This is a genomic window from Mycobacterium sp. 050128 (genome assembly GCF_036409155.1).
In the GTDB taxonomy this organism is placed as follows: Bacteria; Actinomycetota; Actinomycetes; order Mycobacteriales; family Mycobacteriaceae; genus Mycobacterium.
On the sequence record NZ_JAZGLW010000001.1, the window covers coordinates 1,820,024 to 1,844,097 of the forward strand.

Here is a 24,074-nt window from a genome sequence, read left to right on the forward strand (position 1 = left end):
ATGAGTCTGCTCACCGTCACCAAGCTCAGCGACTCGGTCGGCGCCGAGGTCACCGGCCTCGATCCGGCGCATCTCGCCGCCGATGACCCGGTGGGCGAGGCCATCCTGGATGCGTTGGAGGACAACGGCGTTCTGGTCTTCCGCGGGCTGCACCTCGAACCTGAGACCCAGGTGGAGTTCTGCCACCGCCTCGGTGCCGTCGACTACTCCTCGGACGGGCATCACCCGGTGGCCGGCATCTACCCTGTCACGCTGGACAAGTCGAAGAACTCCTCGGCGGCCTACCTGAAGGGGACCTTCGACTGGCACATCGACGGCTGCACGCCCACCGGCGACGACTACCCGCAGAAGGCCACCATCCTGTCCGCCAAGCAGGTTGCCGAGCGGGGCGGTGAAACGGAATTCGCCTCCTCCTACGCCGCCTACGACGCGTTGACCGACGAGGAGAAGGAACGGTTCGGCGCGCTGCGTGTCGTCCACTCGCTGGAGGCCTCCCAGCGGCGCATCACCCCCGATCCCACCCCGGAGCAGTTGGCGCAGTGGAGGTCTCGGCGCACGCACGAGCACCCGCTGGTGTGGACGCACCGCAGTGGCCGCAAGTCCCTGGTGCTGGGCACGTCGGCCGACTACGTGGTCGGCATGGACCTCGACGAAGGCCGCACCCTGTTGGCGCAGCTGCTGGATCGCGCCACCACCCCCGACAAGGTGTACAGCCACAGCTGGTCGGTCGGTGACACCGTCATCTGGGACAACCGCGGAGTGCTGCACCGGGCGGCGCCGTATGACCCCGACTCGCAGCGCGAAATGCTGCGCACGACCGTGCTGGGTGATGAGCCGATCCAGTAGGCCCGCGTGACCGACCAACACCCGCTGCGGCTGAGCCCGCTGCCGGCCGACGAATGGGACGAGCGCAGCCGGCGCGCCATCGCCTCGCTGATCCCCGTCGAGCGGGCCAACCCCCAGGGCGCCGGCAATATCTTGTCGACGCTGGTGCGCCATCCCGAACTGGCTCGCGCGTATCTGCCGTTCAACACCTACCTGCTCAACGGCTCCACGCTGTCGGCACGGGTACGGGAGATTGCGCTGCTGCGGGCGGTGCATCGGCGCAATTGCGACTACCTGTGGTCGCATCACCTCCCGATCGCGCGCCGCGCGGGGTTGCGCCCCGACGAGACCGACGCCATCCGCGACGGGCAACTCGCCGACGACGTCGACCAGTCGGTACTGACCGCGGTGGACGATCTGGTCGATACCGGGACCATCTCCACACCCACCTGGGATCAGTTGGGCCGCCACTTCACCGACCCCGAACGCATGGACCTGGTGTTCACCATCGGGGGCTACTGCCTTCTGGCGATGGCGGTCAACGCCTTTGGCATAGAAGATGAGCAACTGTGAGTCGCGGTAGGCGCTATGACGCCGTGCAGCAGGCTTCGTCCGCCCCGGGACCGAAGGTGTCCGAGTCGGCTAAGACGGTGTAGACCTCCCACCGCTCACCATTGGGACCGGTGACCCACACCTTGTCTTGGGCTGCGAAGCAGCAGGTGCTGTTGAGCTCTTCCTCGGTGAACAGGCCTTCATTGGTAAGCCGGTCGATCTCGGCGTGCACCGTGGCGCTGTCGTCGACTTCGACGCCGAGGTGGTTCAGGGTACCGCCGTGGTCCGGGTTTTCGATCAGTACCAGCTTGAGTGGGGGCGAGGTGATGGCGAAATTGGCGTAGCCGGGTTTGACCTTGGCGGGTTTGGTGTCGAAGAGCTTGGAGTAGAAGGCGATCGCCTCGTCGAGATCGTCGACGTTGAGGGCTAGCTGCACACGCGACATGGTGGTTCCTTTCTTCGGGTGCGGTTATGTGGTCGAGGTGGTGGGCAGGAGTTCGGTGATCAGCGCCCTGACGCGGTGCGCGATGTCGTCGCGGATGGTGCGGACGGTTTCCAGAGGTTGGCCGGCAGGATCGGCCAGCTTCCAGTCCCGGTAGGAGACCCCGGGAAAATAAGGGCAGGCGTCACCACAGCCCATGGTGATCACGACGTCGCTGGATTGCACGGCCTCGCCGGTCAGAAGCAAGGGCGTGCGGGCGGTGATGTCGATTCCGAGTTCGGACATCGCCGTGATCACCACGGGGTTCAGGCGATCGGCGGGTTCGGTTCCCGCGGAACGGACTTCGATACGGTCGCCGGCCAGGTGCATCAGGAGCGCCGCGGCCATTTGGGAGCGGCCGGCATTGTGCACACATACGAATAGGACACTCGGGTTGTCAGCCATGGCCGGCGCTCGTACTGGAGTCTGATGCCGCCCGAAAATTGAAGAGCCGGTACCGAAGCGCCAGGGAGACGTAGACGAGGCCAACCAGGACGGGGACTTCGATCAACGGTCCGACCACTCCGGCGAGGGCCTGCCCGGACGCGACACCGTAGGTGCCAATCGCCACCGCGATCGCCAGCTCGAAATTGTTGCCGGCGGCAGTGAACGCCAACGTTGTGGTTCGGGCATAACCGAGCCGCAGTGCCAATCCGAGGGCGTAACCGCCAGCCCACATGATCGCGAAGTAGCCCAGTAGCGGGATCGCGATGCGCGCGACATCCAATGGCCGGGAGGTGATTTGGTGACCCTGCAACGCGAACAGGATGACGATGGTGAACAGCAATCCGTACAAGGCCCATGGTCCGACACGGGGAAGGAACTTGGTCTCGTACCAATGACGGCCCTTGCTTCGTTCGCCTAGCCGACGTGACAGGTACCCGGCGAGCAGCGGAATGCCCAGAAAGACGAGCACGGATTTGGCGATATCCCAGGGGGAGACGGCGATACCGGTTTGCGACAAGCCCAGCCAGCCGGGCAGCACCGAAAGATAGAACCAGCCCAAGACGGCGAACATCGCCACCTGGAAGAGCGAGTTGAGCGCGACCAGGACGGCGGCGGCTTCGCGATCGCCGCAAGCCAAGTCGTTCCAAATGATCACCATCGCAATGCAGCGAGCCAGCCCGACGATAATCAGACCGGTGCGGTACGCGGGCAGGTCGGCGAGTAGCAGCCATGCCAACGCGAACATCACTGCCGGGCCGATCAACCAGTTGAGTACCAACGAGGACACCATGAGTTTGCGGTCGCCGGTGATCTCGCCGAGCTGGTCATAACGAACCTTGGCCAGCACCGGGTACATCATGACCAGCAGGCCGGCCGCGATCGGCAGCGAAATGCCGTCGATTTCGACAGCGCTCAGCGCCGATCCCAAACCGGGCAGCGCCCGGCCGAGCAGCAGACCGGCCGCCATGGCCACCCCGATCCACACCGGAAGCATCCGGTCCAGGAGCGAAAGCCGGGCGACTGGGTCCGTGGTCGGTGTCTGTGACCGGGGCCCCGTCACGAGCGGCGGTCCGCTGTCGCGACGAATGCGCGGTCGACCTGCAATGCCGACGAAAGTTGCTCCAATGCAGCGGGAATCACCCAGTAGTACACCCAGGTGCCGCGTCGCTCGCAGTCGATCAGACCCGCAGAGCGCAACAGTTTGAGGTGGTGGGAAATCGTCGGTTGGGAGACATCGAACGTCGCGGAGATTTCGCACACACAAGCCTCGCCGCCGGGATGGCTGGCGATCAGGCTCAGCAGCCGCAGGCGTACCGGGTCGCTCAGTGCTTTGAACATGGTCGCCAAGGTTGCGGCCTGCGAATCGTTCAGCGCGGCCACCCCGAGGCTCGGGCAACACCCCGCCTTAAGTTGATTCGACATTCTTCTATATAAACATATATCGAATCAGAGCGCGACTAGGGGGAGACGAAGGTCTGGGCGAATCTCCGACCTGCTAGTCCGTGGAGCGCTTCGGCTTCCAGTAGCTGCTCTTGACCGCCTCGAGAGCCTCGATCACATAGCGGTCCAGCGGCTGCCGGTTGGCCGACCGCAATACCCACTGCTGGAACGCGAAATCGGCCGCACCGAAGGCGAGCTGGATCAGCAGCCCGGGCCGCATATCGATTTCCGGGTCGGTGCCCATGCGTTCGGCGACGAGCTTCATCGCCCGCTCTTTGTCGGCGGGAGTGTGGATCGTTGCCTTGTCGAGCAGACCCGGCGCAACAAGCAGGGCTGCGCGCCACTCCTCGCAGTCGGCTTGGTCGAACGACTGAGTCCGCGTGATGATCGCGTTGATCAATGCGACGTCGGGCGCCTCGGTGGCCGGACGCTTTTCCAGGTGATTGACGATCGCGGCCCCGCCGTGGCGCACCGGCGCCAGCAGCAGCTCCTCTTTGGTCGGCACATGCCGGAAGAAGGTTCGCGGTGAAACGCCTGCGGCAGTGGCGATCTCCTCGGTGGTTACCGCGTCGTATCCGCGTTCGACAAACAGCCGGAACGCTGCGCGCCGGATATCGGCGCGGATCTGAGCCCGCTGGCGATCACGTAGCGACTCGCCTTCGACGGTCACCGAAAGCAGCCGATCCCACCGTCGACGTGAATGGTCTGACCGGTGATGAACGTGGCGTCACTGCCGAGCAGAAACGCCACCAGCGCTCCCACATCGGTGCGGACGTCGCCGATGCGCTTCATCGGAACACGCGCCACGGCCTTGTCGTATTCCTTGGGCGCAAACGACTTCCAGAACTTGACGCCGTCGGACTCGGCGAACGGGCAGATGACGTTGACGCGGATGTTGTCGCGTCCCCATTCCAGAGCTGCGACCTTGGACAAGCCGCGGATGCCCTCCTTGGCGGTGGCATAACCGCCCCACTTGGGTTCGCCGCCGGTTCCCGTCCCCGAGCCGAGGTTGACGATCGACCCGCCGCCGGCCTTGACCATCAACGGGTACACGGCCTGCATGAGCAGGAAGGTCGCGCGGGGACCGACGTCATGGCCGAGCGCGAAATCCTCGAGGGTTATGTCGACGAATGCCTTGGGCTCGTTGGTGGCAATGGCATTGTTGACCAGCCCGTGCACGGTGCCGAAGGCGTCGACCGCGGCCGCGGTGATCCGCTGCGCGCTGTCCGGGTCGCGCAGATCGGCGACCACGCTCACGACCGGACCCAGTTCCTTGAGCTCGTTGGTCGTCGCGTCCAGGACGTCGGCCTGTATGTCGGCCAGCACCACCGACGCACCGCGTTCCAGCAGTGCCGTCGCGGTGCCCTTGCCCACGCCTTGCGCCGCGCCGGTGATGATCGCGACGTGGCCGCGCATCGAATCGGGATGGGTGTAACTCATGCAACGGGTCCCATCTGCAGTCGCACGCCGCGGTGCATTTCGTAGGTGCTACGCATCCCGTCGGGCAGTTCGATGAACTCCACCGGCGTGCCATCCGGGTCTTTCACGAAAAACATTCGGACTCCGCCGATCTCGAATGGCTCTTGATCGGCGGCGTAACCGGCATCGACGACGCGTCGGTGGGTGTCGTCGAGATCGGTCACCGACAAGGACACGTTGTGGATGCCGGTGATGCCACGGCGAGTGGTGCGATCCGGAGCCGGTTTGTTGCCCAGAGACAGCAGCTCGATCATCAACCCGCCCAGCAAGCCGCCGACCACTCGGCCTTCCTGTTTGCGGTTAGCGTGCAGCACCGCGTCGAAAGGCTCGCCGGATATCAGGGATTCGAAGACGATCTCCATCCCGAGCACGCCCCGGTAGAACGCCAGCGCGCGGTCCATGTCGGTGACGCCGATGACGAGGTGGCAGAACGACACATCGTCGAGCACGCTTTCGCCGGTCACGATGGCTTCGCGAGATTGGGCGCCGGACGCCCGGCGAACAGCGGCAGATCCAGGTAAGTCTTGATACCCGGCTCCGCCATGCAGACGTCCGGGATGGCGTTGATGCAATGGTTGGCGGTGACCACCACGCCCGGGTTCTTGATCAACCCCTCTTCGATCGTCTCCGGTTGCAGGCCCTTGAACGTGAGTCTCACGTCCGGGTCGCCGGTGATCTCCACCTCGAAGCGTTCGCCGATGCCACCGAAATCCCATGCCGGGTCCAGGTTTTCCTCACCCATCAGCCAGTTGACCGCGGCCGTGATGACGGGCTCGCCGTCGACGAGGGCCTGCCACCGGAACCGGCGCGCGGCCACCGTGCCCGTAGTGATCGGGAAGGGGGCGTAGTCGATTTCGGCGGTCGCCACCGCGACGTCCTGGATGGTCCTGATGTTCGGGTCGATGCGAAATCCCATGTGGTCGGCGATCATTCGCACCGACTGCTTGAACCCGGCCTCGAGCAGGCTGGCCATGGGTCCATCCATGGCCTCTTCGGGAGTACCGCCGAAACCCATGATGTGTCGCACCACATCCGGTGCGTTGTAGGTGCGGATGTCGGAGAACTCCTCGGCGCGGACGTGGGTGACCGCGGACGAGAGCGAGGAAATCATGAGCGGGAACCGCTCGGTAATGCCGCCCGGGTGGATGCCCGAACCATGCAGGGTCACACCACTTTCCACCGCGGCATCGGCGACGGCTTGGTGCCGCTTGTTGCCCGGATCGGGGTAGACCCAGCCAACCGGGGTGACCACGTTCTTGCCGGACCGCAGGATGGCGATGACCTCGTCGTCGTTGGGCACTAGCGGGCTGTACATGACGCAGTCGGCGTCCACCGCGAGAATCTCGTCGATGCTTGACGTGGCCGTGATGCCAAGGTCCTCGGTTCCGATGATCCGGCCGACGTCGACGCCGTTCTTCGCCGCGCTGTGTACCCAACAGCCGGCCAGTTCCAGCCGCGGGTGGTTGAGCACGCACGCGATGGCAGCCTTGCCGACGCCGCCGGTTGCCCATTGAATGACGCGAAGCTTGGCCGAACTACTCATCGGTGTCCTTTCGATTGCACGCCTTTACATGCCAACGACCGAACTGGCACAGTATGACCCGCTGGCAGTCACTGTCAACAATGGCTCCAGGTAGGAAGGTCAGTTCATGAGCGTCCTCGAGGGCAAGATCGCGATCGTCACCGGAACCAGCCGCGGCGTGGGTGTCGGCATCGCCCATGAACTGCTGCGCGCCGGCGCCACCGTCATCGGCTGTTCGCGCGGGCCGTTGGACACCATCCCGGGTGTCGGCGCCGACTCCGAGTGGGCGCCGCGCGCCTTGCAGCGCGTCTGCGATCAGGGCGACTGCGGCTCGATCGATTCCTTCGTCGCCGACGTGGTCGCCACCCACGGCCGGGTCGACATTCTCGTCAACAACGCCGGCGGAACCGTCCCGGCGCCGCATGTGGAGAGCATTCCCGAACTCGTGCAACGGATTCAGGGCGCACCGCCGAGCGACGACGAGTACCAACGCACCGCGTTGTTCCATGCGTTCGCGGTGCAGATGAACCTGATCAGCCCGCTCTGGTTCGCCATCCGCGCCTATCGGCAGATGGCGACCCAGGACGGCGTCGGCTGCATCATCAATATCTCCAGCGGCGCCGGGCACCCGGCCGGCTCGCCCACCCTGGTCTCCTACGGCGCGGCCAAGAGTGGCCTCAACCACCTCACCCGATCACTGGCCGAGGAATGGGGGCCGAAGGTGCGCGTCAACTGTGTGGCCCTGGGTCCCACGATGACCGAGAACTTCCGCTCGTTCGTGTTGCCCAAGGACGATCCGACCGGCGAGAAGTATTTCGCCGCCGTCCCGATGCGCCGCGCCGGCGAGCCCGAAGAGGTCGGGCGCGTTTGTGTTTTCCTCGCCAGCGGCCAGGCCGACTTCGTCAACGGCACCACCATCGAATGCGACGGCGGCATGATGCCGGGCGTGCTCTACGAGGCGGGCCTGAAGACGATCACCGATCTGCTGTAAGCATCGGCAGTGCGTCCAGGGCGACGACACGCCGACCGAACCCGCCCCCGTGGCACACTCGACGGCTCACACCCGCAACGGCTGTCGCGGACGTTTGGACCCACTGTCGCCGGGCAGGCCGCTCACCTCGCATCCGTGCTCGCGGGAAGGCCCTGGGCGCTGCGACACCTCCGCGGTGACGGAGTCGCGGTACTTTCGTCTCGGATGTGATCGCACGACGGCAGGGAGATTCTCATGAGCGGACTGCAACCCACCCCCGAGCAATTCGCGGCGCTCGCCGCGCGGCCCGCTGACGCGCCGGTGGTGATGATCAACCTCCTGAAGTTCAAGGCCGAGGGCGGGCTGGAGCGCTACGCGCAATACGGGCGCGAGGTCACACCGCACCTCGAACGCGTCGGTGCGGCCGTCCGCTACATGGGAGGATCGCCTTCGGTAGTGATCGGCGAGGGTGAAAAACCTTGGTGGGATACCATTCTCGTCGTTGAATATCCGTCGCCGCAGGCCTTCATCGACATGGTGACGAATGAGGACTACCTCAAGGTCCACGAACATCGCGCCGCCGCCCTGGACCGCGGAGACCTTATCGCTACCTCGATGTGGTCGATTGGCGAAAGCTGACCCTATGAGTCCAATAGGCCCTCGAGGCCGGGACCTATGGCCACTAGAAGGGCGCTGTTAGTGCGGTTAGCGTCGGGCCAGGGATAGCTACAGCCAGGAGGTGGGTCTCATGATTACCCACTGTCTTCGAGGGTCGTCTGATCATGCGTGAATTCAGCGTTCCCGCGAACTTCAGCGTCGACGAGCGCGACAGCATCGTCGCCAGTGTGTATGCGCATGAGCGGGACGACCCCGACCATGTGATCTTTCAGCGGCTTGTCAACGACGTGTGGCGGGATGTGACCTGCGCCCAAGCCGCTCAGCAGATCCGGGAAACCGCGCTCGGTCTGATCGCCGAGGGGGTGAACGCCGGGGACCGCGTGGCGATCTTGGCGGCCACCTGTTACGAGTGGGTGATTCTCGACTACGCGATCCTCTCGGTGGGAGCGGTCACCGTCCCCATCTACGACACCTCGTCGGCCGAACAGGTCCGCTGGGTGCTGGAGGATTCGGGTGCGGTGTTGGTGATTACGCAAAGCGATGCGCACGGCCAACTGGTCAAGGAGCTGAGCACTGAGCTGCCCGCACTGCGCAAGATCCTGCACCTCGAGACGGGCGGGCCGTCCGCGCTCGAGGAGCTGGCCACGTCCGGGAAGTTGGTCGGCGGGGACGAACTGAACAAGCGGCTGGCGGCGTTGCGGGCCGCGGATCCCGCGACATTGATCTATACCTCGGGTACGACGGGCAGGCCCAAGGGCTGCCAGTTGACGCACTCCAATCTGCTTTACGAGACACGCGGTGCGGCAATGTATTTCCCGACGCTGCTGTGCAAGGGGCAACGGCTGCTGGTGTTCTTGCCGCTGGCCCACGTACTGGCCCGCGCATTGTCCATGTCGGCCTTCGCCACGAAGGTCACCATCGGCTACACCGGCGACATCAAAAGCTTGATTCCGACTTTGGCCGCGTTCAAGCCGACCGTCGTCGTGTCGGTACCCCGTGTCTTCGAAAAGATATACAACACAGCCGAATTGAAGGCCCACGACAGCGGGAGGCGCGGGGTATTCGATGCGGCCGCACGGACGGCGATCGAGTGGAGCATGGCCTTGGATGCCGGCGGCCCGGGGCCGCTGTTGCGGGCCAGGCGCGCGCTGTTCGATCGGCTGGTCTACGGCAAATTGCGCGCTGCGCTGGGCGGCGACTGCCACGCCGCGGTTTCCGGTGGCGCCCCGCTGGGCAAGCGCTTGTGCCACTTCTACCGGGGCGCGGGCCTGACCATCTACGAGGGCTATGGCCTCACCGAGACCAGCGCCGCCATCACGGTGAATCTCATCGGCGAAGAGCGTCTCGGCACGGTGGGAAAGCTGTTGCCCGGCAACAGCATGGCGATCGCCAACGACGGAGAGGTGTTGGTGCGTGGTGGCGTCGTGTTCAGCGAGTATTGGCACAATGAGAAGGCGACCCGAGAGGCGATCACCAACGGGTGGTTCCACACCGGCGATCTCGGCACGATGGACGACGACGGTTACCTGTCGATCATCGGCCGCAAAAAGGAAATCATCGTCACCGCGGGCGGCAAGAACGTCGCCCCGGCCGTCCTTGAAGATCAGCTGAGGGCGCACCCGCTGATCAGTCAGGCGATGGTGGTCGGCGACAACAGGCCCTTCGTGGCCGCGCTCATCGCGATCGACCCGGAGGGTTTCGAGGTGTGGAAGCAGCACCACGGCAAGGGCGCGACCGACTCCGTCGGAGATCTGGTCGACGACCCCGATCTGGTCGGCGAGATCGGCGGGGCGGTCGAACAAGCCAATCGCGCGGTGTCGCATGCCGAATCGATCCGCAAATTCCGGATCTTGCCGGTCGACTTCACCGTGCTCACCGGTGAACTGACGCCCACTCTGAAGGTGAAAAGAAACATCGTCAGGATGCGATTCGCCAACGAGATCGAGGCGATGTACGCCAAGGGGTGAGCCGGGACGTCTCGGTCGGCGTCCACCCCAACCGAGCGCAACGCGCCGACGCGCCGACAAGGCTGCGCAGGATTGCGCCTTCGCTTCGCACCTCGATCGCGGTCTAATTGGGTGATGGAATTGATGAACCCCGCCGACGGGGTCTTTCTGCTGGGCGAGTCCCGCGAACACCCCATGCACGTCGGTGGTCTGCAGCTGTATGAACCCCCGGGCGGCGCCGGTCCGGAGTTTGTGCGGGAGTTCTACGACAGCTTGGTGGCCCAGCATGATTTCCAGCCCACCTTTCTCAAGCGTCCGGCGACCTTCTTGGGTGGCATCGGCAACCTCGGGTGGTCCTACGACAAGGACCTCGATATCGACTATCACGTCCGGCGCTCTGCGCTGCCCTCGCCGGGGCGGGTTCGCGATCTGCTCGAGCTGACCTCGCTGCTGCACAGCGCCCTGCTCGATCGCCACCGTCCGCTGTGGGAGGCATACGTGATCGAAGGACTCAAGGACGGCCGGTTCGCGATCTACACCAAGATGCACCACTCGCTGATCGACGGCGTCTCCGCGCTGAAGCTGATGCAACGTGCGCTGTCCGCCGATCCCGAGGACACCGAGATCCGGGCACCCTGGAGCCTACGTAAACCCAAGCGCAAGTCCGCGCCGACGTCGCGGTTGAGTTCGTTGATGCATACGGCGGGTTCCTTTGCGGCACTTGCCCCGTCGACGGTGTCATTGGTCCGTGCCGCGCTGTTCGAACAGCAACTCACGTTGCCGTTCGGCGCCCCGCGCACGATGCTCAACGTCAACATCGGCGGCGCCCGCCGGTGCGCCGCGCAGTCATGGTCGGTGGACCGCATCAAGAACGTCAAGAACGCGGCGGGGGTGACGCTCAACGACGTCGTCCTGGCGATGTGTTCGGGTGCGTTGCGTTATTACCTGCTCGAGCGGGACGCACTGCCGGAACGGCCGCTCTTGGCGATGGTCCCGGTGAGCCTGCGCCGAGAGGACGAGGCCGACGCCGGCGGTAACCTGGTCGGGGCCATCCTGTGCAACCTGGCCACCGACATCGAGGATCCCGCCAAGCGGCTGGAGACCATCAGCGAGTCGATGTACAAGAACAAGACGGTGTTCTCCCAGTTGCCGCGGACACAGGCGCTCGCGCTTTCCGCGGTGAACATGAGTGCGCTGGCAATGTCGGCGGTTCCCGGATGGGTGAATTCGACGTCACCGCCGTTCAACATCATCATCTCCAACGTTCCGGGACCCCGTGAGCAGATGTACTACGGCGGCGCCCGCCTGGACGGCAGCTATCCGATGTCGGCGATTCTCGACGGCCAAGCATTGAACATCACCCTGGTCAGCAATGCCGACAAGCTCGATTTCGGGCTGGTCGGGTGCCGGCGTAGCGTCCCGCACCTGCAGCGGCTGCTCGCGCATCTGGAGGAGTCGCTCAAAGACCTGGAACGCGCCACCGGCGTCTGAGCCCGTTGCCGAAACTCAGTGCGGGAGTACTGCTGTACCGGACCCGCGACGGTGTTGTGGAAGTCCTGATCGCGCACCCGGGTGGTCCGTTTTGGGCCCGCAAAGACGACGCGGCGTGGTCGATTCCGAAAGGCGAGTACGGCGATGGCGAGGATCCCTGGACCGCGGCGCAGCGCGAGTTTTCCGAGGAGCTCGGACTACCGGTCCCGGCCGGCGGGCGCCTCGACCTCGGTGCGCTGAAGCAACCCAGCGGCAAGGTGGTCACCGTCTTCGCCGTCCGGGCCGATCTCGACGTCGCCGACACGCGCAGCAACACCTTCGAGTTGGAGTGGCCCAAGGGCTCGGGCAACATGCGCGAGTTCCCCGAAGTCGATCGGGTCGGGTGGTTCCCGGTGGCACAGGCACGCGTCAAATTACTTAAGGGACAACGGCCTTATCTCGACTTGTTGATGGCGCACCCGGAGCTGACCGGCCTCACCGAAGGGTGTTAGTGCGCTGCCGGCGCCGGCGCACGGCGAAGAAGACGACCGGCACCGCGATGGCAACCACGACGAACACGAATACCACAAATGCGATCAACTCGATCGGGATGACCGCGTTGTGGTCGACGTAAATCACCTGCCGGTACGCATCATCGTTGACCGCGTTGGCGAAGCTGAAATCCGACGAAATCCGTTCGGGCTTAGGGATATTCACCTGCATTTTGGTCAGATAGCTGCCGTGGTCGGCGGACAATTCGCGCAGCAGCGGGTTACGTACCTCGGCCGCGACATTGCCCGCGAATTGGACTTGTACCGTCTGGCCGGCCGACGACGCGGCATCGGCGTCGGTGCGCTGCTGTCGATGATCGGACAGCGTAAAGACGGTGACTTGTTGGGGACCTGCTGCCGCGACCGACAGTCGCATGGGATAGACCAATTTCGTCGACGGGAAGGTCATCCGCACCGGGTTGAGTCCGCCCACGATGGGCTCCGAACTGGTCAGCCGAATCGCGACGAACGACCATTTGTCACGTACATACGGACCCAGCGCGTCCGACACCGCCGGGCGGACGGCATAACCGTTGTCGTCCAACCACTTTTGCAAACCGCTCAGATCACCGCCGGCCAGCGTGGTGGCCTCCAGCGGCCCGAGATGGACCTGGTTGACGACCGTCGGTCCGCGGGGGGCTGCGGCGTCGAGTGGCGCGGGCGCGCTGGCCCCCATCCCGCCCAGGACCCAGTGCCGGCGCTCCTGCACGCGGGGGGCGGTGAGGGTATCCAACTCGGCGAATGTCTCCTTGTCGCCCTCGGTGACGGTCGCCGGGGTCGGCGTGGGCACCACCAGCGCGACGTTGTTCGTGTCGGCATTCAGGGCCAGCTGCATCACGATGGTTTCGCTGGATCCGTTCCAATGCAGCAGCGCGACTTCGTGGTTCATGGCCGCCTGGCCGCCGACGGGAGGGACGATCGCGCCGCACGCACAGGCGTGGCCCGGAGCAGCCAGGGCCACATTGGCCAGGGTAGCCAGGAGGACCGCGACCAGACCCAACCCGCAAGTGCGGGGCATCTTCATGCTGCACATGCTAGTTGCTGACGGGGTCGCGGTCACCCACTTCTCAGGGCTACTTAAGGTGCGATATGCACAATATGTCCATGACGACTGTGTCGATTCAGCCGCCCGCCGAACCCGACGACCCGGCCGAATCGCAAAAGTTGCTATTTCAGTTCCTCGACCCGGCCAACCGGGCGGACCCATATCGGCTGTGCGCACAGTTTCGCGACCGTGGACCAATCCTGTTGCCCGAGGCGCACCTCGCCGTCTTCTCGGCCTACCGGGACTGCGACGACGCGCTGCGGCACCCGGCATCGAGCAGCGACCGGATGAAGTCTGCGCGCGCTCAGGAGCAGGTCGAAGCGCAGATCCGGGAACTCACCGCGGCGGGTGCGCCGCCGCCCGCGCAACCCCCGCCCGGATTTCTGTTCCTCGATCCCCCCGACCACACGCGGCTGCGCAAGCTGGTCAGCAAGGCGTTCGCGCCGAAGGTGGTCAATGCGCTGCGGCCCGATATCGGCGTCCTGGTGGGCGGATTGCTCGACGCGATCGCCGAGAAGGGCAGCTTTGACGTCATCGAAGATTTCGCGTACCCGCTGCCTGTCGCGGTCATCTGCCGACTACTCGGTGTGCCGCTGGAAGACGAGCCGCAATTCAGCCACGCCTCGGGACTACTTGCGCAATCACTGGATCCGTTCGTCACGTTCACCGGCTCGGCCTCGGCTGGTTTGCAGGAGCGCCTCGACGCCGGAACGTGGTTGCGGGAGTACCTGCACCGCCTGATCGACCGGCGTCGCTCGCGGCCCGGCGAGGATTTGATGTCGGGTCTGATCGCGGTGGAGGAGTCCGGTGATCAGTTGACCGAAGAGGAAATCGTCTCGACCTGCCTGCTGCTGCTGGTCGCCGGTCACGAGACCACGGTCAACCTGATCGGCAACGCGGTCCTGGCCATGCTGCGAGAGCCGGCGCAATGGGCGGCGCTGCGTGCCGACGCGAACCGCGTCTCGGCGGTCATCGAGGAGACCCTGCGGTACGACCCGCCCGTGCAGATGGTCGGCCGAATTGCCCTCGAGGACATGAAGATCGGGCAAATCGAGGTGCCCGCGGGTGACGTGATGATGTTGCTGCTGGCCGCGGCGCACCGGGATCCGGCCGAATTCGACCGGCCCGATACGTTCGATCCCGATCGGGGAGCACTGCGGCACTTGGGTTTCGGGCGCGGATTGCATTACTGCCTGGGCGCGCCGCTGGCGCGGATGGAAGCCAGCATCGCCCTGTCGGAGGCGGCGGCGCGTTTCCCGGACGCGCGGCTGGACAGCGAGCCGCGGTACAAGGCGAACGTCACGCTGCGGGGGTTATCCGAGCTGACCGTCGCGGTGTGAGGTCGCCGGGCGCTTAGCCGCTCGGCAGCCCCATTCTGGCGGCGTACTGCGGGCAGAAATTTGTGACCGACGCGGTGATGAACAGCGCCGACTGATTCCGGTCGAGCCCGGAGTGCTGATTGAGGTATTGGTAGGCCGCCTCTTGGTAGTCAAGCATGGCGCAGACTTCCTGGGCGTCCTCGATCAGCGCGCCATCCGGTGCGTTGGTTCCGATGCCGGCCGCGCGCACCTGGGTGAGGAAGTCGGCCGTGGTTGCATTTGCGATCGGCGCTGCGCCCCCGAATAGCGCGATAGCCGCCAGGATTCCTATGGCCGTGGGCTTCTTCACGGCCGCAGCAACGTTCATTCTTTCCCTTCCTTCGGAGTTTGCACACTAAGGATCCGCTTCCGCCGCCAGTCCTGCAACGGAACTTTCGACGAACGCGCACGGAACGCCGCCGGATTCGCCGGAACCAGTCAGCCGCTGCGTGTCAGCCCAGGCCGGGGACGATGTCGCCGAGGCTGAAAGTGATCGGCTGTTCGAGTTGTTCGTAGGTGCACGAGCGGGGCTCGCGATCGGTACGCCACCTGCTGAACTGGGCGGTGTGTCGAAACCGCCGACCTTCCATGTGGTCGTAGCGGACCTCGACCACCCGCTCGGGCCGCAGCGGCACGAAGGACAAATCCTTGCCGGCGTTCCACCGCGACGTTTCGTTCTTGCGGGGGGTGCGCTCGCCGGCCTCGTGCGCGGCCCAGTTCCACGGGTGGTCGTCGAAAGTGGTTACCAGCGGCTGTAATTCGGCAAAGAGCCGCCGCCGCTCGGCCATCGGAAGCGCACCGATGACGCCGACCGACACCAGCTGTCCATCATCTTGATAGAGCCCGAGCAGCAGCGACCCGATCGCGTCCCCGCCGGACTTGTGCACCCGATACCCGGCGACCACACAGTCGGCAGTCCGCTCGTGCTTGATCTTGAACATGACGCGCTTGTCCGGCTGGTAGGTGATGGTCAGTGGTTTGGCGATGACGCCGTCGAGACCGGCTCCCTCGAACTCGTCGAACCAGAGCCGCGCCGTCTCGAGATCGGTGGTCGCCGGCGTGACATGGAACGCGGCGGCCGATCCGGCCGCGGAAACAGGCACCGCGTCGACCAGGGCGGCGCGCCGCTCACTGAACGGGCGCGCGGTGAAATCGTCGTCGCCGAGGGCCAGCAGATCGAATGCGATGAACGCCGCCGGGGTGTGCTCCGCGAGCATCCGCACTCGCGAATCGGCGGGGTGGATGCGCTGTTGCAGTGCCTCGAAGTCCAGGCCGTGGTCGGTGGCGATGACGATCTCACCGTCGATCACGCAGCGCGGCGGCAGCTCGGCCCGGGCCGCGGCGATCAGCTCGGGGAAGTAGCGGGTCATCGGGCGCTCGTTGCGGCTACCCAATTCGACCTGGTCGCCGTCCCGGAAGCAGATGGACCGGAAGCCGTCCCATTTGGGCTCATACGAGGATTCCGGCGGTATCGCTTTGACCGGCTTGGCCAGCATCGGCGACACCGGCGGCATGACGGGCAAGTCCATTGGTCCATTCTGACGCGGGGCGTGCTGGAATCGAGGGATGGCTGCGGCATCCGAAGAGCTCGACGTCGACGGCGTCTCGGTGCGCCTCTCCAACCCGGACAAGGTGTACTTCCCGAAGCTCGGGTCGAACGGCACCAAGCGGCGGCTCGTCGAGTACTACCGCGCCGTGGCAGGCGGCCCGATGCTGGACGCCCTGCGCAACCGGCCCACGCATCTGCAGCGCTTTCCGGACGGCATCGACGGCGAGGAGATCTATCAGAAGCGGATACCGCAGCATCATCCCGACTATTTGGAGACCTGCCGGATCACTTTTCCGTCAGGGCGGACCGCCGACGCGCTGATGGTGACGCATCCCGCCGCGATCGTGTGGGCGGCACAGATGGGCACGATCACGCTACATCCCTGGCAGGTTCGCTGTCCCGATACCGAGCACCCCGACGAGCTGCGCATCGATCTTGATCCCCAGCCCGGTGTCGGTTTCGAGCAGGCGCGTTCGGTGGCGGTGGACGTGCTGCGTCCACTGCTCGACGAGCTTGGTCTCGTCGGCTATCCCAAGACCTCCGGTGGCCGCGGGATCCACGTGTTTCTCCGGATCGCCACCGACTGGGATTTCATCGCGGTCCGACGGGCCGGCATTGCGTTGGCGCGCGAGGTCGAACGCCGCGCGCCGGACGCGGTGACCACGTCGTGGTGGAAGGAGGAACGCGGCGAGCGCATCTTCATCGACTTCAACCAAAACGCCCGGGACCGCACGATGGCCTCGCCCTACTCGGTGCGTCGGACGCCGATCGCGACCGTCTCGATGCCGTTGAGCTGGGACGAGTTAGCCGGCGCGGAGCCCGACGATTACACGATGGCGACGGTGCCGGAACTGATGCAGGGCCGCGACGACCCGTGGGCCGGCATGGACGGGGCCGCCCAATCGCTGACCCCGTTACTGGAGATGGTCGAGGCGGACGAGGAGCATGGCCTGGGCGATATGCCTTATCCGCCGAATTACCCCAAAATGCCCGGCGAACCGAAACGAGTGCAGCCGAGTCGGGATACGGACCTGACCAGGAAAAACAAGTCGAATTGAATGACAGTGTTCGCTGGGTGCACATCCAGAAAGTCATAATTTTCCGCATTCACCAGTCCCGTGCAGGGCATATTCTGGCATTCTGACAGCTAAATCATCGCGTTTCGCCGCGGAGGGGAATTACTGCGAGCGAGCCGACAATGGCCGGGGGCCTGAAGGACGGAGTGGCCATGCCTGGCCTGAGGAGCAAGCTCATTATCGCGGCGATTCTCGCGGCCGCCGCCGCCGCGACCGCCGGGTGCACCGCGCCGCTCACAATCGACTGCAGCCCCTACACCTGCACTGCCTAATTCCTGACGGGCGAGGCACCGGTCGGCAGTATCAGCATCGTCAGCGGGAATTTCAGCGCTGCGCCGCCGCCGGAGATCGTGCAGTAGACGATTTCCATTTCCAGCGGCGTCTGACCGATCGGCCGGGTCTGCATGTTCAGGTGGGGCTCGAGGTGATGGGGAGTGGCGAGCCAGTTGAGGCCGCGTTGGATCGACTCTCTCATGCGTTCGACTGTACGCCCGCGGTGAAAGTTATTGCCGCACGCGAATTTTCAAATGCATGGGGCGGCGCCGGTGCAAATGGCAGCGCTGAATTAGTGAGAATTCCACATGCGTTTCGCCCGTCGATTTGGGAAACGTGACGCTGTGAATTCACTCGCGGCGTACTTGGGTTCAACCAAATGCGAAGTGACCCGGGGCCATTCGTCGGCGAACCGACTACGACTGTGCCGGCTGCGGCACAAATCCCGGCTGGCCCGCCAATGTGCGCGGTGCGCCGTCGCGTGACCGCAATATCCGGGCGGCGACGAGTGCGATCAGGGCACCCGCCACGCCGGCGGTCGGTGCCGGCCCGGCCGGTCCACAGAGCACCATGTATCCGAACGCGGAGCCGACCGCGAGCAAAGCGGAGTGCACAAAGGTCCAGCGGATGGTGGAGCGCAGCCGGAAGGACACGGCGATACCCAGCAACAGCGCGACAACGTGACCAACCGCGGTGAAGTCTGCGCTCAACGCCGCGGCGATGGCGTTGCCCATCCACCAGCCGATCCACACCGGTCGCCAGCGCGACGGCATCGATGCCGTGAGCGCGCCCAGGACGCACACGGCGCCGTAGCTCATCCCCACATCGGTGGCGCGCGCCAAGGACATCGGCAGCCAGCCTGCGGTCAACGCGGTGGTGAGCCAGACGGCTACGACCAACGTGGCGCCGATATGGCCGAGTGCGAACGCGATGACCAAACCCTTGCTGCGCCAGATCAGTTCGCCCAGAGCCAGCAGACACACCAGGCCCGGTAACCACAGCAGCACGTGGCCGCCGTCGCTGACGAACGCGCTGCCGACCAACGTGACGATTTGGCCGTGCGCCAGATTGTGCAAATTGGTGCTCATCTCCCGCACCGCGACGTCGTGCACATGCGGACCGAGCGCCGTCAGCAGGAAAGACACCCCAAGCAGCATGGCGGTGTACACGATGGTGACCGGCAACCACGCCGCTACCGACAGCACCCGCGAGCCCCACTGTGTCGGGCGGTTCTCAATACGAAGCACGGCGGTTGCACCTTCGGGGGTCCGGGCGACTATTGGCGGCCAATGGTCACCGTTTCGGGCAACAGCCATGTCCGGCATGCCTATTCCCCCCTCGCAGCGCTGACCACCATTGTGACGGAACCGGCGGGGTGCGGCCGGTGAGACCAATCACAGTCGCGGGCCGGCAGGTAGCCCGCGGCGATCTCGGTGACGGCCAGGTGCGGGCTCAGTCCGTGCCGGAGCGACGGATGCAGCTCGAACAGCGTCATGCTTCTAAATTGAGGTCTGCAGCGCCGGCGTGCCACGTTCTTAACCGATTTTTCACACCCGGGTGCTCAATCTTCACGGTTTCGGCGCGAATGCTCGGCCCGGCAGGCTTAGCCGGCGGCCTTCGCGATGACGAACGGCACGTCGTCGGGGCTGCCTCGCGCTGCGGCAATCAACTCCCGCGCGGTCCGCCGCGCGCCAGAATCGCCGCGTCGCGGTCGTCGGGCAGCGTGTAGGTGGTCACGTCGTCGAGCGCACCGGAGCTCACCGCGGCGGGCCCAGCAGGAGGCGGCGGCCACGCTGATCGACGCTTCGCTGCACCCTTGACGACGTCGTCCCGCGGCTGCTAAACATGGCCTGCGTCACTATTTGGGCGATCGCCCAAAAGGGACGCGGTGGAGGTTGACATGGGCAAGGTCGCATTCGTCAGCGGTGCGGCGCGCAGCTGCCTGAACTAAGGGAAAGCATCGATGACTGTCACCAAGGACACCGAGGTCTACTACGACCCCTATGACGTCGACATCAACACCGACCCGTACCCCACGTACGCGCGACTGCGCGAAGAGGCCCCGCTGTATTACAACGAGCAATACGACTTCTGGGCGGTATCAAGGCATTCCGACGTCGAGCACGGGCTGGCCAACTGGCAGACGTTCTCGAACCGTCGCAGCGACATCCTCGAACTGGTGCAGTCGAAGTTCGACATGCCCCGCGGCGTGATGATGTTCCAGGACCCGCCCGAGCACACGATGCTGCGCGGGCTGATGTCGCGGGTGTTCACGCCGCGCCGGATGGCCGAAATCGAAGACCAGATCCGGCGCTACTGCGTGCGCTGCCTGGATCCGCTCGTCGGTACGTCGGGATTCGACATCATTGCCGAGCTTGCGTCGATGATGCCCATGCGAGTGATCGGCATGCTGTTGGGAATTCCCGAGTCCGAACAGGTTTCGGTTCGCGACGCCAACGACGCCAATCTGCGCACCAAGCCGGGTGCGCCGCTGAAGGTCGCCAACGCCGATTCCATCGCCGATGGCCGCATCTACGCCGACTACGTCGAATGGCGATCGAAGAACCCGTCCGACGACCTGATGACCACGCTGCTCAATGTCGAGTTCGACGACGAAGACGGGGTGCATCGAAAGCTGACCCGCAAGGAGGTCCTGCACTACACCCAGGTGGTGGCCGGTGCGGGAAACGAGACCACGGGACGGCTGATCGGTTGGCTGGCCAAGGTGCTCGCCGAAAACCCGGATCAGCGCGCCGAAATCCACCGGGACCGCTCACTGCTGAACCGCGCCGTTGACGAGACATTGCGCTTCGAACCCACGGGACCGCACGTGGCACGTTGGATGGCAAAGGATTTCGAGTGCTATGGGAGGACCGTTCCGGCAGGCAGCGCGATGTTGCTGCTGTTCGGCGCCGCTAACCGTGACCCCCGCCGCTACGCCGATCCGGACAGCTTCAACATCCATCGCGACAACATCTCGCACATCACCTTCGGAAAAGGTGTGCACTACTGCCTGGGGGCGAACCTGGCCCGACTGGAGGGCCGTGTCGCACTCGACGAGATCCTTAACCGCTGGCCGGAATGGGATATCGATTACGACACAGCACAACTCGCTTCGACCTCGACCGTGCGCGGCTGGGAGCGGTTGCGGATCGTGCTGCCGTAGCCCCGGGCGCGCTGCAGCCCGGCGTGGCACCCGGCCATCACAGTCGCGGGTGCGACTCAGCCCCGCGCGCCGCGATCACGGCGATTCTTCGGCTCCGGCATTTCGTATCGGTCCAGGAGTCGGTTCACCAGTGCGATGGCCGCGTCGTGGCCCCCGGAGGAACCCAGACCCTCTTCCAGGATCAGGGTGCGGCCGATTGAGGCGATGAAGACCGCGATGGCCGCCGGCGGGAACTCGTCGGTGTCGATGTCGTGTTGGCGGATGATGAAGTTCAGCGCGGTGATTTGTTGCTCGCGCCACCGGTCCGACCATGCGGCGATTTCCGCGCGAATCTCCTTGCGGTGGTTGGCAAGTCCCATGAACTCCAGCAGCAGCCGGGTGTCCTTGGGTGCGATCAGCGTTTCCCAGAAGGCGTGCAGCGGACGGTCGGATGACAGTGCTGCCTGCTGCCGTTCCAGGTAGACGGCGGCGCCGCTGCGGAAGACGGCCAGATACAGCTCGTCCATCGTGGGGAAGTAGTAGTGCACCAGGGCCGGTTTGACGCCGGCCTTGGTGGCAACCCGACGCGACGTCGCCGCGGCGTAACCCTCCTCGACCATGATCTGGCTCGTCGCGGCCACCAGCATGTCGCGCGTCGTCCAGTCGCGCGCCTTCGGTCGCTCGGATGCGGTCACAGTCTGGTCATATCACACAGCAGGTTCGGCGACCATGTCGAAGAACGCGGCACCGGAGTCCGGGATGCGGTTCTGTTTGAACACGTTGACCGCGTAGGAGACCAGAATCATCGAATACAGAAGGTGCAGCAGCCGTTCGGCCTCCTCGGGCAACTCGTTGATGTCGAGGCCATTCAGATAGGCGATGGCTTCCTCGGCTCTCGGAGCAATGGCGTCGTAGAAACTGACGAGTTCGTCGTACGGTTTCTGTAGGCGCGCCCGGTAGCGCTGCGCCCGCGTCGGTAACGCCCAATCGGAGACGAACGGTTCGAGGTCGGCAAACCCTTCGGGCAATTCGGTCATCACGACTCCCCGCACTGGTAGGCGTTGACCGTGTCACGGATGACCGTGTGGAACTGGCGGATCAGCAGTTCCTGGTCGCTGAGGTGGAAAGTGTTCTGCGCTCGCGTCTTCAGGGCCGAGTGGGTCGCCTCGATCGTGTTCACGTCCTGCATGGCGAACTCGATCGTGCTGTCGACCACCAGCTCCTGTGCCAGCCGATCGCGGGCGTTCTCCGGCGGCACGAAGTACATGTCGATCTCATAAATGTGGGAATCGACCGTCTCCGGCCAGTAGGTGTAGGTGATGTAGTAGCCACGCGCCCAGATCTGGATCGAAATGTTTGGAAATACCCAGAATTGGTCGTTGCCCCACGATGCGATATTGCCGCGGTTGAGGAACCCGGACTCGCCGCGGCCGTCGTTTTCCAGGCCGATGTCTGGCACGTCATCCGGGCCGAAAAGCCCGGCACGGAACAGCTTGTAGACCCAACGCTGGTCTTGGCGGGCCGGTCCTGCGGTGCCGGGCTCGCGCGGCGGCAACGGTGGCGGGCCAGGAACCGAGGTCAGCATGTGCGGCCGGAACAGCTCGTAGTGGTAGGAGTCGACGGGCGGCACCATCTTCTCGGCCTTGGAGACATCGGGATCGATGAAGCGGCCGTGCACATACGGCGGGTGATACCACTCGCAGACCGAGTCGACGGCCAGTTTCCAGTTGCCTTTGATCCGAGTGGAAAAGCCGTAGTGCTGGGTCATCTTGGAGAACGGGTACGCCTCGATGCTCAACAGGGCATCGCCCAGGAAGCTGCGCAGCGGCAACGGAACTCGTCCTGGTTTGGCGGCGAGGTTGACGAAGATGAAGCCCGCCCACACCTCGCAGTGCACCGGCGGCATGCCCAGGCTGCTCTTGTCGAGGTTGAAGAACTCTTCCTCGTTGGTGATGTGATTGACCTTGCCGTCCAGGCCGTAGCGCCAACCGTGGTACTTGCAGGAGAACGCGCGGCAGGTGCCGGATGACTCCTGGCCGGGGTGTTCTTGCCAGACGACCTTGTTTCCGCGGTGTGCGCACACATTATGGAACGCGTGCACGGTGTCGTCGAGGTCGCGGGCGATCACGATCGAAGCGAGTCGACCGGGCAGGTCACGGGTGAAGTACGAGCCCTTTTTGGGTAGCCGCTCAATGCGCCCGACGCACAACCAGTTTCGTTCGAAGACGGCTGTGCGTTCGGCGGCGAAGAACTCGTCGGAGATCGAGTCCTCGTAGTTGACCGGACCGGTACCCAATTCGGGATAATCGGTGGTGAACTTGCCGCGGCCGGTGGACAGCCGCTGCTGGATGCTGGTCACGAAGGGACTCCTTCCTGCGCGGGCGCGCCGTTGGACCAGGGCTGCTGGTCCCAAGCCCGGTCCAGCGGGGCCATCTCGCCGCCGAACGGGAAGAAGGCGCGCTGTGCGTAGGTTTCTCGCGCCAGACCGTGGCCGAGTTCGTCGAGGAACGCTCGTTTGAGCGGGTTGGTGAACAGCTGGCGCGAGTAGCGCAGCGTCAGGGGCGGGCGCTTGACCAGTTCGCGTGCCAGCGCCCAAGCCCGGTCCAGCAGTTGATCCTTGGGTAACACCTCGTTGACGACGCCCCACTCCTTGGCCTCCCGCGCGCCGAGCTTCATGCCGGTCAGCAGGAAGTAGCGGGCGCGGGTGTGGCCGGCCAGGAAGCTCCAGATGACGTGCTGGCCGTCGCCCGGCACCTGTCCGCGGGGGAAGTGCGATGCGTCCTGGAAGTAGGCGTCCTCGGCGGCCAGGACGATGTCGCCCATCAGCGCCACCTCGGAGTGGATGTTGCACGGTCCGTTGACGGCGCTGATCATCGGAACATCGACGTCGAGCACGTTGGTGATCAGATGCCTTGCATACCAAGCTTTTTCGTCGAGCTTGACGAGGCCGCGGGTGCCTGGCATCAGCAGATACTCGGGCTGGTCGACCAGTTCGCCGTTGGGCAACCGGCCCCAGTTGGCGTTGTAGTTCTCGCCGGTGCCGGTGTGGATCAGGACCTTGATCTCGCGGTCTCCGGCGATGTCGGCGAACGCATCCGACATGTCATCGTGTGCGCGCCAATCCCACACCAGGCTGTCCCCGTTGGTGTGGCATTGCATGAACAAGATTCCGTCGTCGGCGAGTTCGAATCGGTAGTTCGCGTAGCGATTCTGGTATTCGCTAAATCTCGTCCGCTTTGCCATCGAGTTGTCTCATCTCCGCGGTGGTGAAGGTGGCGCCGAGGCTATTTGAGCGATCGCCCAAATGAGGTAGCTGCCATGCTTGCA

At 64.8% G+C, this 24,074-nt stretch carries 26 protein-coding genes and 1 pseudogene; 10 read left to right on the forward strand and 17 right to left on the reverse strand.

Going from position 1 to position 24,074, the window contains the following annotated elements:
- Together SKC41_RS08810 and SKC41_RS08815 are read left to right on the forward strand one after the other, a co-directional pair.
- Window positions 1-846, forward strand: coding sequence for a TauD/TfdA dioxygenase family protein (locus tag SKC41_RS08810; RefSeq protein WP_330977278.1), 846 nt, complete (start codon window positions 1-3; stop codon window positions 844-846).
- Between the two features lie 6 nt (window positions 847-852).
- Complete coding sequence (locus SKC41_RS08815; RefSeq protein ID WP_330977279.1) at window positions 853-1,398, forward strand: carboxymuconolactone decarboxylase family protein; 546 nt, start codon at window positions 853-855, stop codon at window positions 1,396-1,398.
- 13 nt (window positions 1,399-1,411) lie between these two features.
- On the opposite strand, the gene SKC41_RS08820 is transcribed toward SKC41_RS08815, so the two are convergent.
- The 7 genes and pseudogenes from SKC41_RS08820 to SKC41_RS08850 form a co-directional block, all read right to left on the reverse strand.
- Window positions 1,412-1,822, reverse strand: coding sequence for an ArsI/CadI family heavy metal resistance metalloenzyme (locus SKC41_RS08820; protein WP_330977280.1), 411 nt, complete (start codon window positions 1,820-1,822; stop codon window positions 1,412-1,414).
- A 24-nt stretch (window positions 1,823-1,846) separates the two neighbouring features.
- Window positions 1,847-3,299 (reverse strand): annotated as a pseudogene (gene arsB / locus SKC41_RS08825) (ACR3 family arsenite efflux transporter).
- Between the two features lie 62 nt (window positions 3,300-3,361).
- On the reverse strand, window positions 3,362-3,727 hold the full coding sequence (locus tag SKC41_RS08830) for an ArsR/SmtB family transcription factor (protein ID WP_330977281.1): 366 nt from the start codon (window positions 3,725-3,727) through the stop codon (window positions 3,362-3,364).
- Between the two features lie 73 nt (window positions 3,728-3,800).
- The gene (locus SKC41_RS08835) at window positions 3,801-4,415 is read right to left on the reverse strand and encodes a TetR/AcrR family transcriptional regulator (RefSeq protein WP_330977282.1); all 615 of its coding nucleotides are present in this window, start codon (window positions 4,413-4,415) and stop codon (window positions 3,801-3,803) included.
- The gene (locus tag SKC41_RS08840) at window positions 4,412-5,185 is read right to left on the reverse strand and encodes an SDR family NAD(P)-dependent oxidoreductase (protein ID WP_330977283.1); all 774 of its coding nucleotides are present in this window, start codon (window positions 5,183-5,185) and stop codon (window positions 4,412-4,414) included. Before SKC41_RS08840 ends, SKC41_RS08835 begins: the two co-directional genes overlap by 4 nt.
- Window positions 5,182-5,688, reverse strand: a complete 507-nt coding sequence (locus tag SKC41_RS08845; protein WP_330977284.1) for a VOC family protein — start codon at window positions 5,686-5,688, stop codon at window positions 5,182-5,184. Before SKC41_RS08845 ends, SKC41_RS08840 begins: the two co-directional genes overlap by 4 nt.
- A complete protein-coding gene (locus SKC41_RS08850) occupies window positions 5,685-6,767 on the reverse strand; it encodes an NAD(P)H-dependent amine dehydrogenase family protein (RefSeq protein WP_330977285.1) in 1,083 nt (360 codons plus the stop codon). Before SKC41_RS08850 ends, SKC41_RS08845 begins: the two co-directional genes overlap by 4 nt.
- Window positions 6,768-6,873: 106 nt before the next feature.
- On the opposite strand from SKC41_RS08850, the gene SKC41_RS08855 reads away from it, so the two are divergent.
- The 5 genes from SKC41_RS08855 to SKC41_RS08875 all read left to right on the forward strand — a co-directional run bounded on the left by SKC41_RS08855 (window position 6,874) and on the right by SKC41_RS08875 (window position 12,262).
- Window positions 6,874-7,737: an SDR family NAD(P)-dependent oxidoreductase gene (locus tag SKC41_RS08855; protein ID WP_330977286.1), complete on the forward strand. Its 864-nt coding sequence runs from the start codon at window positions 6,874-6,876 to the stop codon at window positions 7,735-7,737.
- A gap of 234 nt (window positions 7,738-7,971) precedes the next feature.
- Window positions 7,972-8,355, forward strand: coding sequence for a DUF1330 domain-containing protein (locus SKC41_RS08860; protein WP_330977287.1), 384 nt, complete (start codon window positions 7,972-7,974; stop codon window positions 8,353-8,355).
- Window positions 8,356-8,498: 143 nt separating this feature from the next.
- Complete coding sequence (locus SKC41_RS08865; RefSeq protein ID WP_330977288.1) at window positions 8,499-10,301, forward strand: AMP-dependent synthetase/ligase; 1,803 nt, start codon at window positions 8,499-8,501, stop codon at window positions 10,299-10,301.
- Window positions 10,302-10,415: 114 nt separating this feature from the next.
- Window positions 10,416-11,771: a WS/DGAT/MGAT family O-acyltransferase gene (locus tag SKC41_RS08870; protein WP_330977289.1), complete on the forward strand. Its 1,356-nt coding sequence runs from the start codon at window positions 10,416-10,418 to the stop codon at window positions 11,769-11,771.
- A 5-nt stretch (window positions 11,772-11,776) separates the two neighbouring features.
- The gene (locus SKC41_RS08875) at window positions 11,777-12,262 is read left to right on the forward strand and encodes an NUDIX domain-containing protein (RefSeq protein WP_330977290.1); all 486 of its coding nucleotides are present in this window, start codon (window positions 11,777-11,779) and stop codon (window positions 12,260-12,262) included.
- Here SKC41_RS08875 and SKC41_RS08880 read toward each other — a convergent pair.
- Window positions 12,246-13,325 carry a DUF2330 domain-containing protein gene (locus SKC41_RS08880; protein WP_330977291.1) on the reverse strand — a complete coding sequence of 360 codons (1,080 nt, stop codon included), beginning with the start codon at window positions 13,323-13,325 and terminating at the stop codon, window positions 12,246-12,248. The two genes, SKC41_RS08875 and SKC41_RS08880, sit on opposite strands and share 17 nt — an antisense overlap.
- An 80-nt stretch (window positions 13,326-13,405) precedes the next feature.
- Here SKC41_RS08880 and SKC41_RS08885 point away from each other — a divergent pair, with 80 nt between their 5' ends.
- Window positions 13,406-14,686 (forward strand): cytochrome P450, encoded by a 1,281-nt coding sequence (locus SKC41_RS08885; protein WP_330977292.1) that lies wholly within the window; start codon window positions 13,406-13,408, stop codon window positions 14,684-14,686.
- A gap of 13 nt (window positions 14,687-14,699) precedes the next feature.
- On the opposite strand, the gene SKC41_RS08890 is transcribed toward SKC41_RS08885, so the two are convergent.
- Window positions 14,700-15,032, reverse strand: a complete 333-nt coding sequence (locus SKC41_RS08890) for a DUF732 domain-containing protein (RefSeq protein ID WP_330977293.1) — start codon at window positions 15,030-15,032, stop codon at window positions 14,700-14,702.
- Window positions 15,033-15,156: 124 nt separating this feature from the next.
- Window positions 15,157-16,233 carry an ATP-dependent DNA ligase gene (locus tag SKC41_RS08895; RefSeq protein ID WP_330977294.1) on the reverse strand — a complete coding sequence of 359 codons (1,077 nt, stop codon included), beginning with the start codon at window positions 16,231-16,233 and terminating at the stop codon, window positions 15,157-15,159.
- A 37-nt stretch (window positions 16,234-16,270) separates the two neighbouring features.
- On the opposite strand from SKC41_RS08895, the gene ligD reads away from it, so the two are divergent.
- Entirely contained in the window at window positions 16,271-17,311 is a 1,041-nt protein-coding gene (gene ligD / locus SKC41_RS08900; RefSeq protein WP_330977295.1) for a non-homologous end-joining DNA ligase, read from the forward strand.
- Window positions 17,312-17,597: 286 nt separating this feature from the next.
- Here ligD and SKC41_RS08905 read toward each other — a convergent pair whose 3' ends face one another.
- The 3 genes from SKC41_RS08905 to SKC41_RS08915 all read right to left on the reverse strand — a co-directional run bounded on the left by SKC41_RS08905 (window position 17,598) and on the right by SKC41_RS08915 (window position 19,097).
- Window positions 17,598-17,804 carry a hypothetical protein gene (locus SKC41_RS08905; protein ID WP_330977296.1) on the reverse strand — a complete coding sequence of 69 codons (207 nt, stop codon included), beginning with the start codon at window positions 17,802-17,804 and terminating at the stop codon, window positions 17,598-17,600.
- A 214-nt stretch (window positions 17,805-18,018) separates the two neighbouring features.
- Window positions 18,019-18,840, reverse strand: a complete 822-nt coding sequence (locus SKC41_RS08910) for a rhomboid-like protein (RefSeq protein ID WP_330978806.1) — start codon at window positions 18,838-18,840, stop codon at window positions 18,019-18,021.
- 89 nt (window positions 18,841-18,929) lie between these two features.
- Window positions 18,930-19,097, reverse strand: a complete 168-nt coding sequence (locus tag SKC41_RS08915; RefSeq protein WP_330977297.1) for a hypothetical protein — start codon at window positions 19,095-19,097, stop codon at window positions 18,930-18,932.
- A gap of 468 nt (window positions 19,098-19,565) precedes the next feature.
- Here SKC41_RS08915 and SKC41_RS08920 point away from each other — a divergent pair, with 468 nt between their 5' ends.
- Window positions 19,566-20,768 carry a cytochrome P450 gene (locus SKC41_RS08920; protein WP_330977298.1) on the forward strand — a complete coding sequence of 401 codons (1,203 nt, stop codon included), beginning with the start codon at window positions 19,566-19,568 and terminating at the stop codon, window positions 20,766-20,768.
- 56 nt (window positions 20,769-20,824) lie between these two features.
- On the opposite strand, the gene SKC41_RS08925 is transcribed toward SKC41_RS08920, so the two are convergent.
- From SKC41_RS08925 to SKC41_RS08940, 4 genes are read right to left on the reverse strand one after another with little or no spacing between them, the layout of a single operon-like run.
- Window positions 20,825-21,394 (reverse strand): TetR/AcrR family transcriptional regulator, encoded by a 570-nt coding sequence (locus SKC41_RS08925; protein WP_330978807.1) that lies wholly within the window; start codon window positions 21,392-21,394, stop codon window positions 20,825-20,827.
- Between the two features lie 60 nt (window positions 21,395-21,454).
- Complete coding sequence (locus SKC41_RS08930; protein WP_330977299.1) at window positions 21,455-21,784, reverse strand: hypothetical protein; 330 nt, start codon at window positions 21,782-21,784, stop codon at window positions 21,455-21,457.
- Entirely contained in the window at window positions 21,784-23,106 is a 1,323-nt protein-coding gene (locus tag SKC41_RS08935) for an aromatic ring-hydroxylating oxygenase subunit alpha (RefSeq protein WP_330977300.1), read from the reverse strand. The genes SKC41_RS08930 and SKC41_RS08935 overlap by 1 nt, the downstream gene beginning before the upstream one ends.
- Window positions 23,103-23,990, reverse strand: a complete 888-nt coding sequence (locus tag SKC41_RS08940) for an enoyl-CoA hydratase/isomerase family protein (RefSeq protein ID WP_330977301.1) — start codon at window positions 23,988-23,990, stop codon at window positions 23,103-23,105. Before SKC41_RS08940 ends, SKC41_RS08935 begins: the two co-directional genes overlap by 4 nt.
- Window positions 23,991-24,074: the final 84 nt, after the last annotated feature.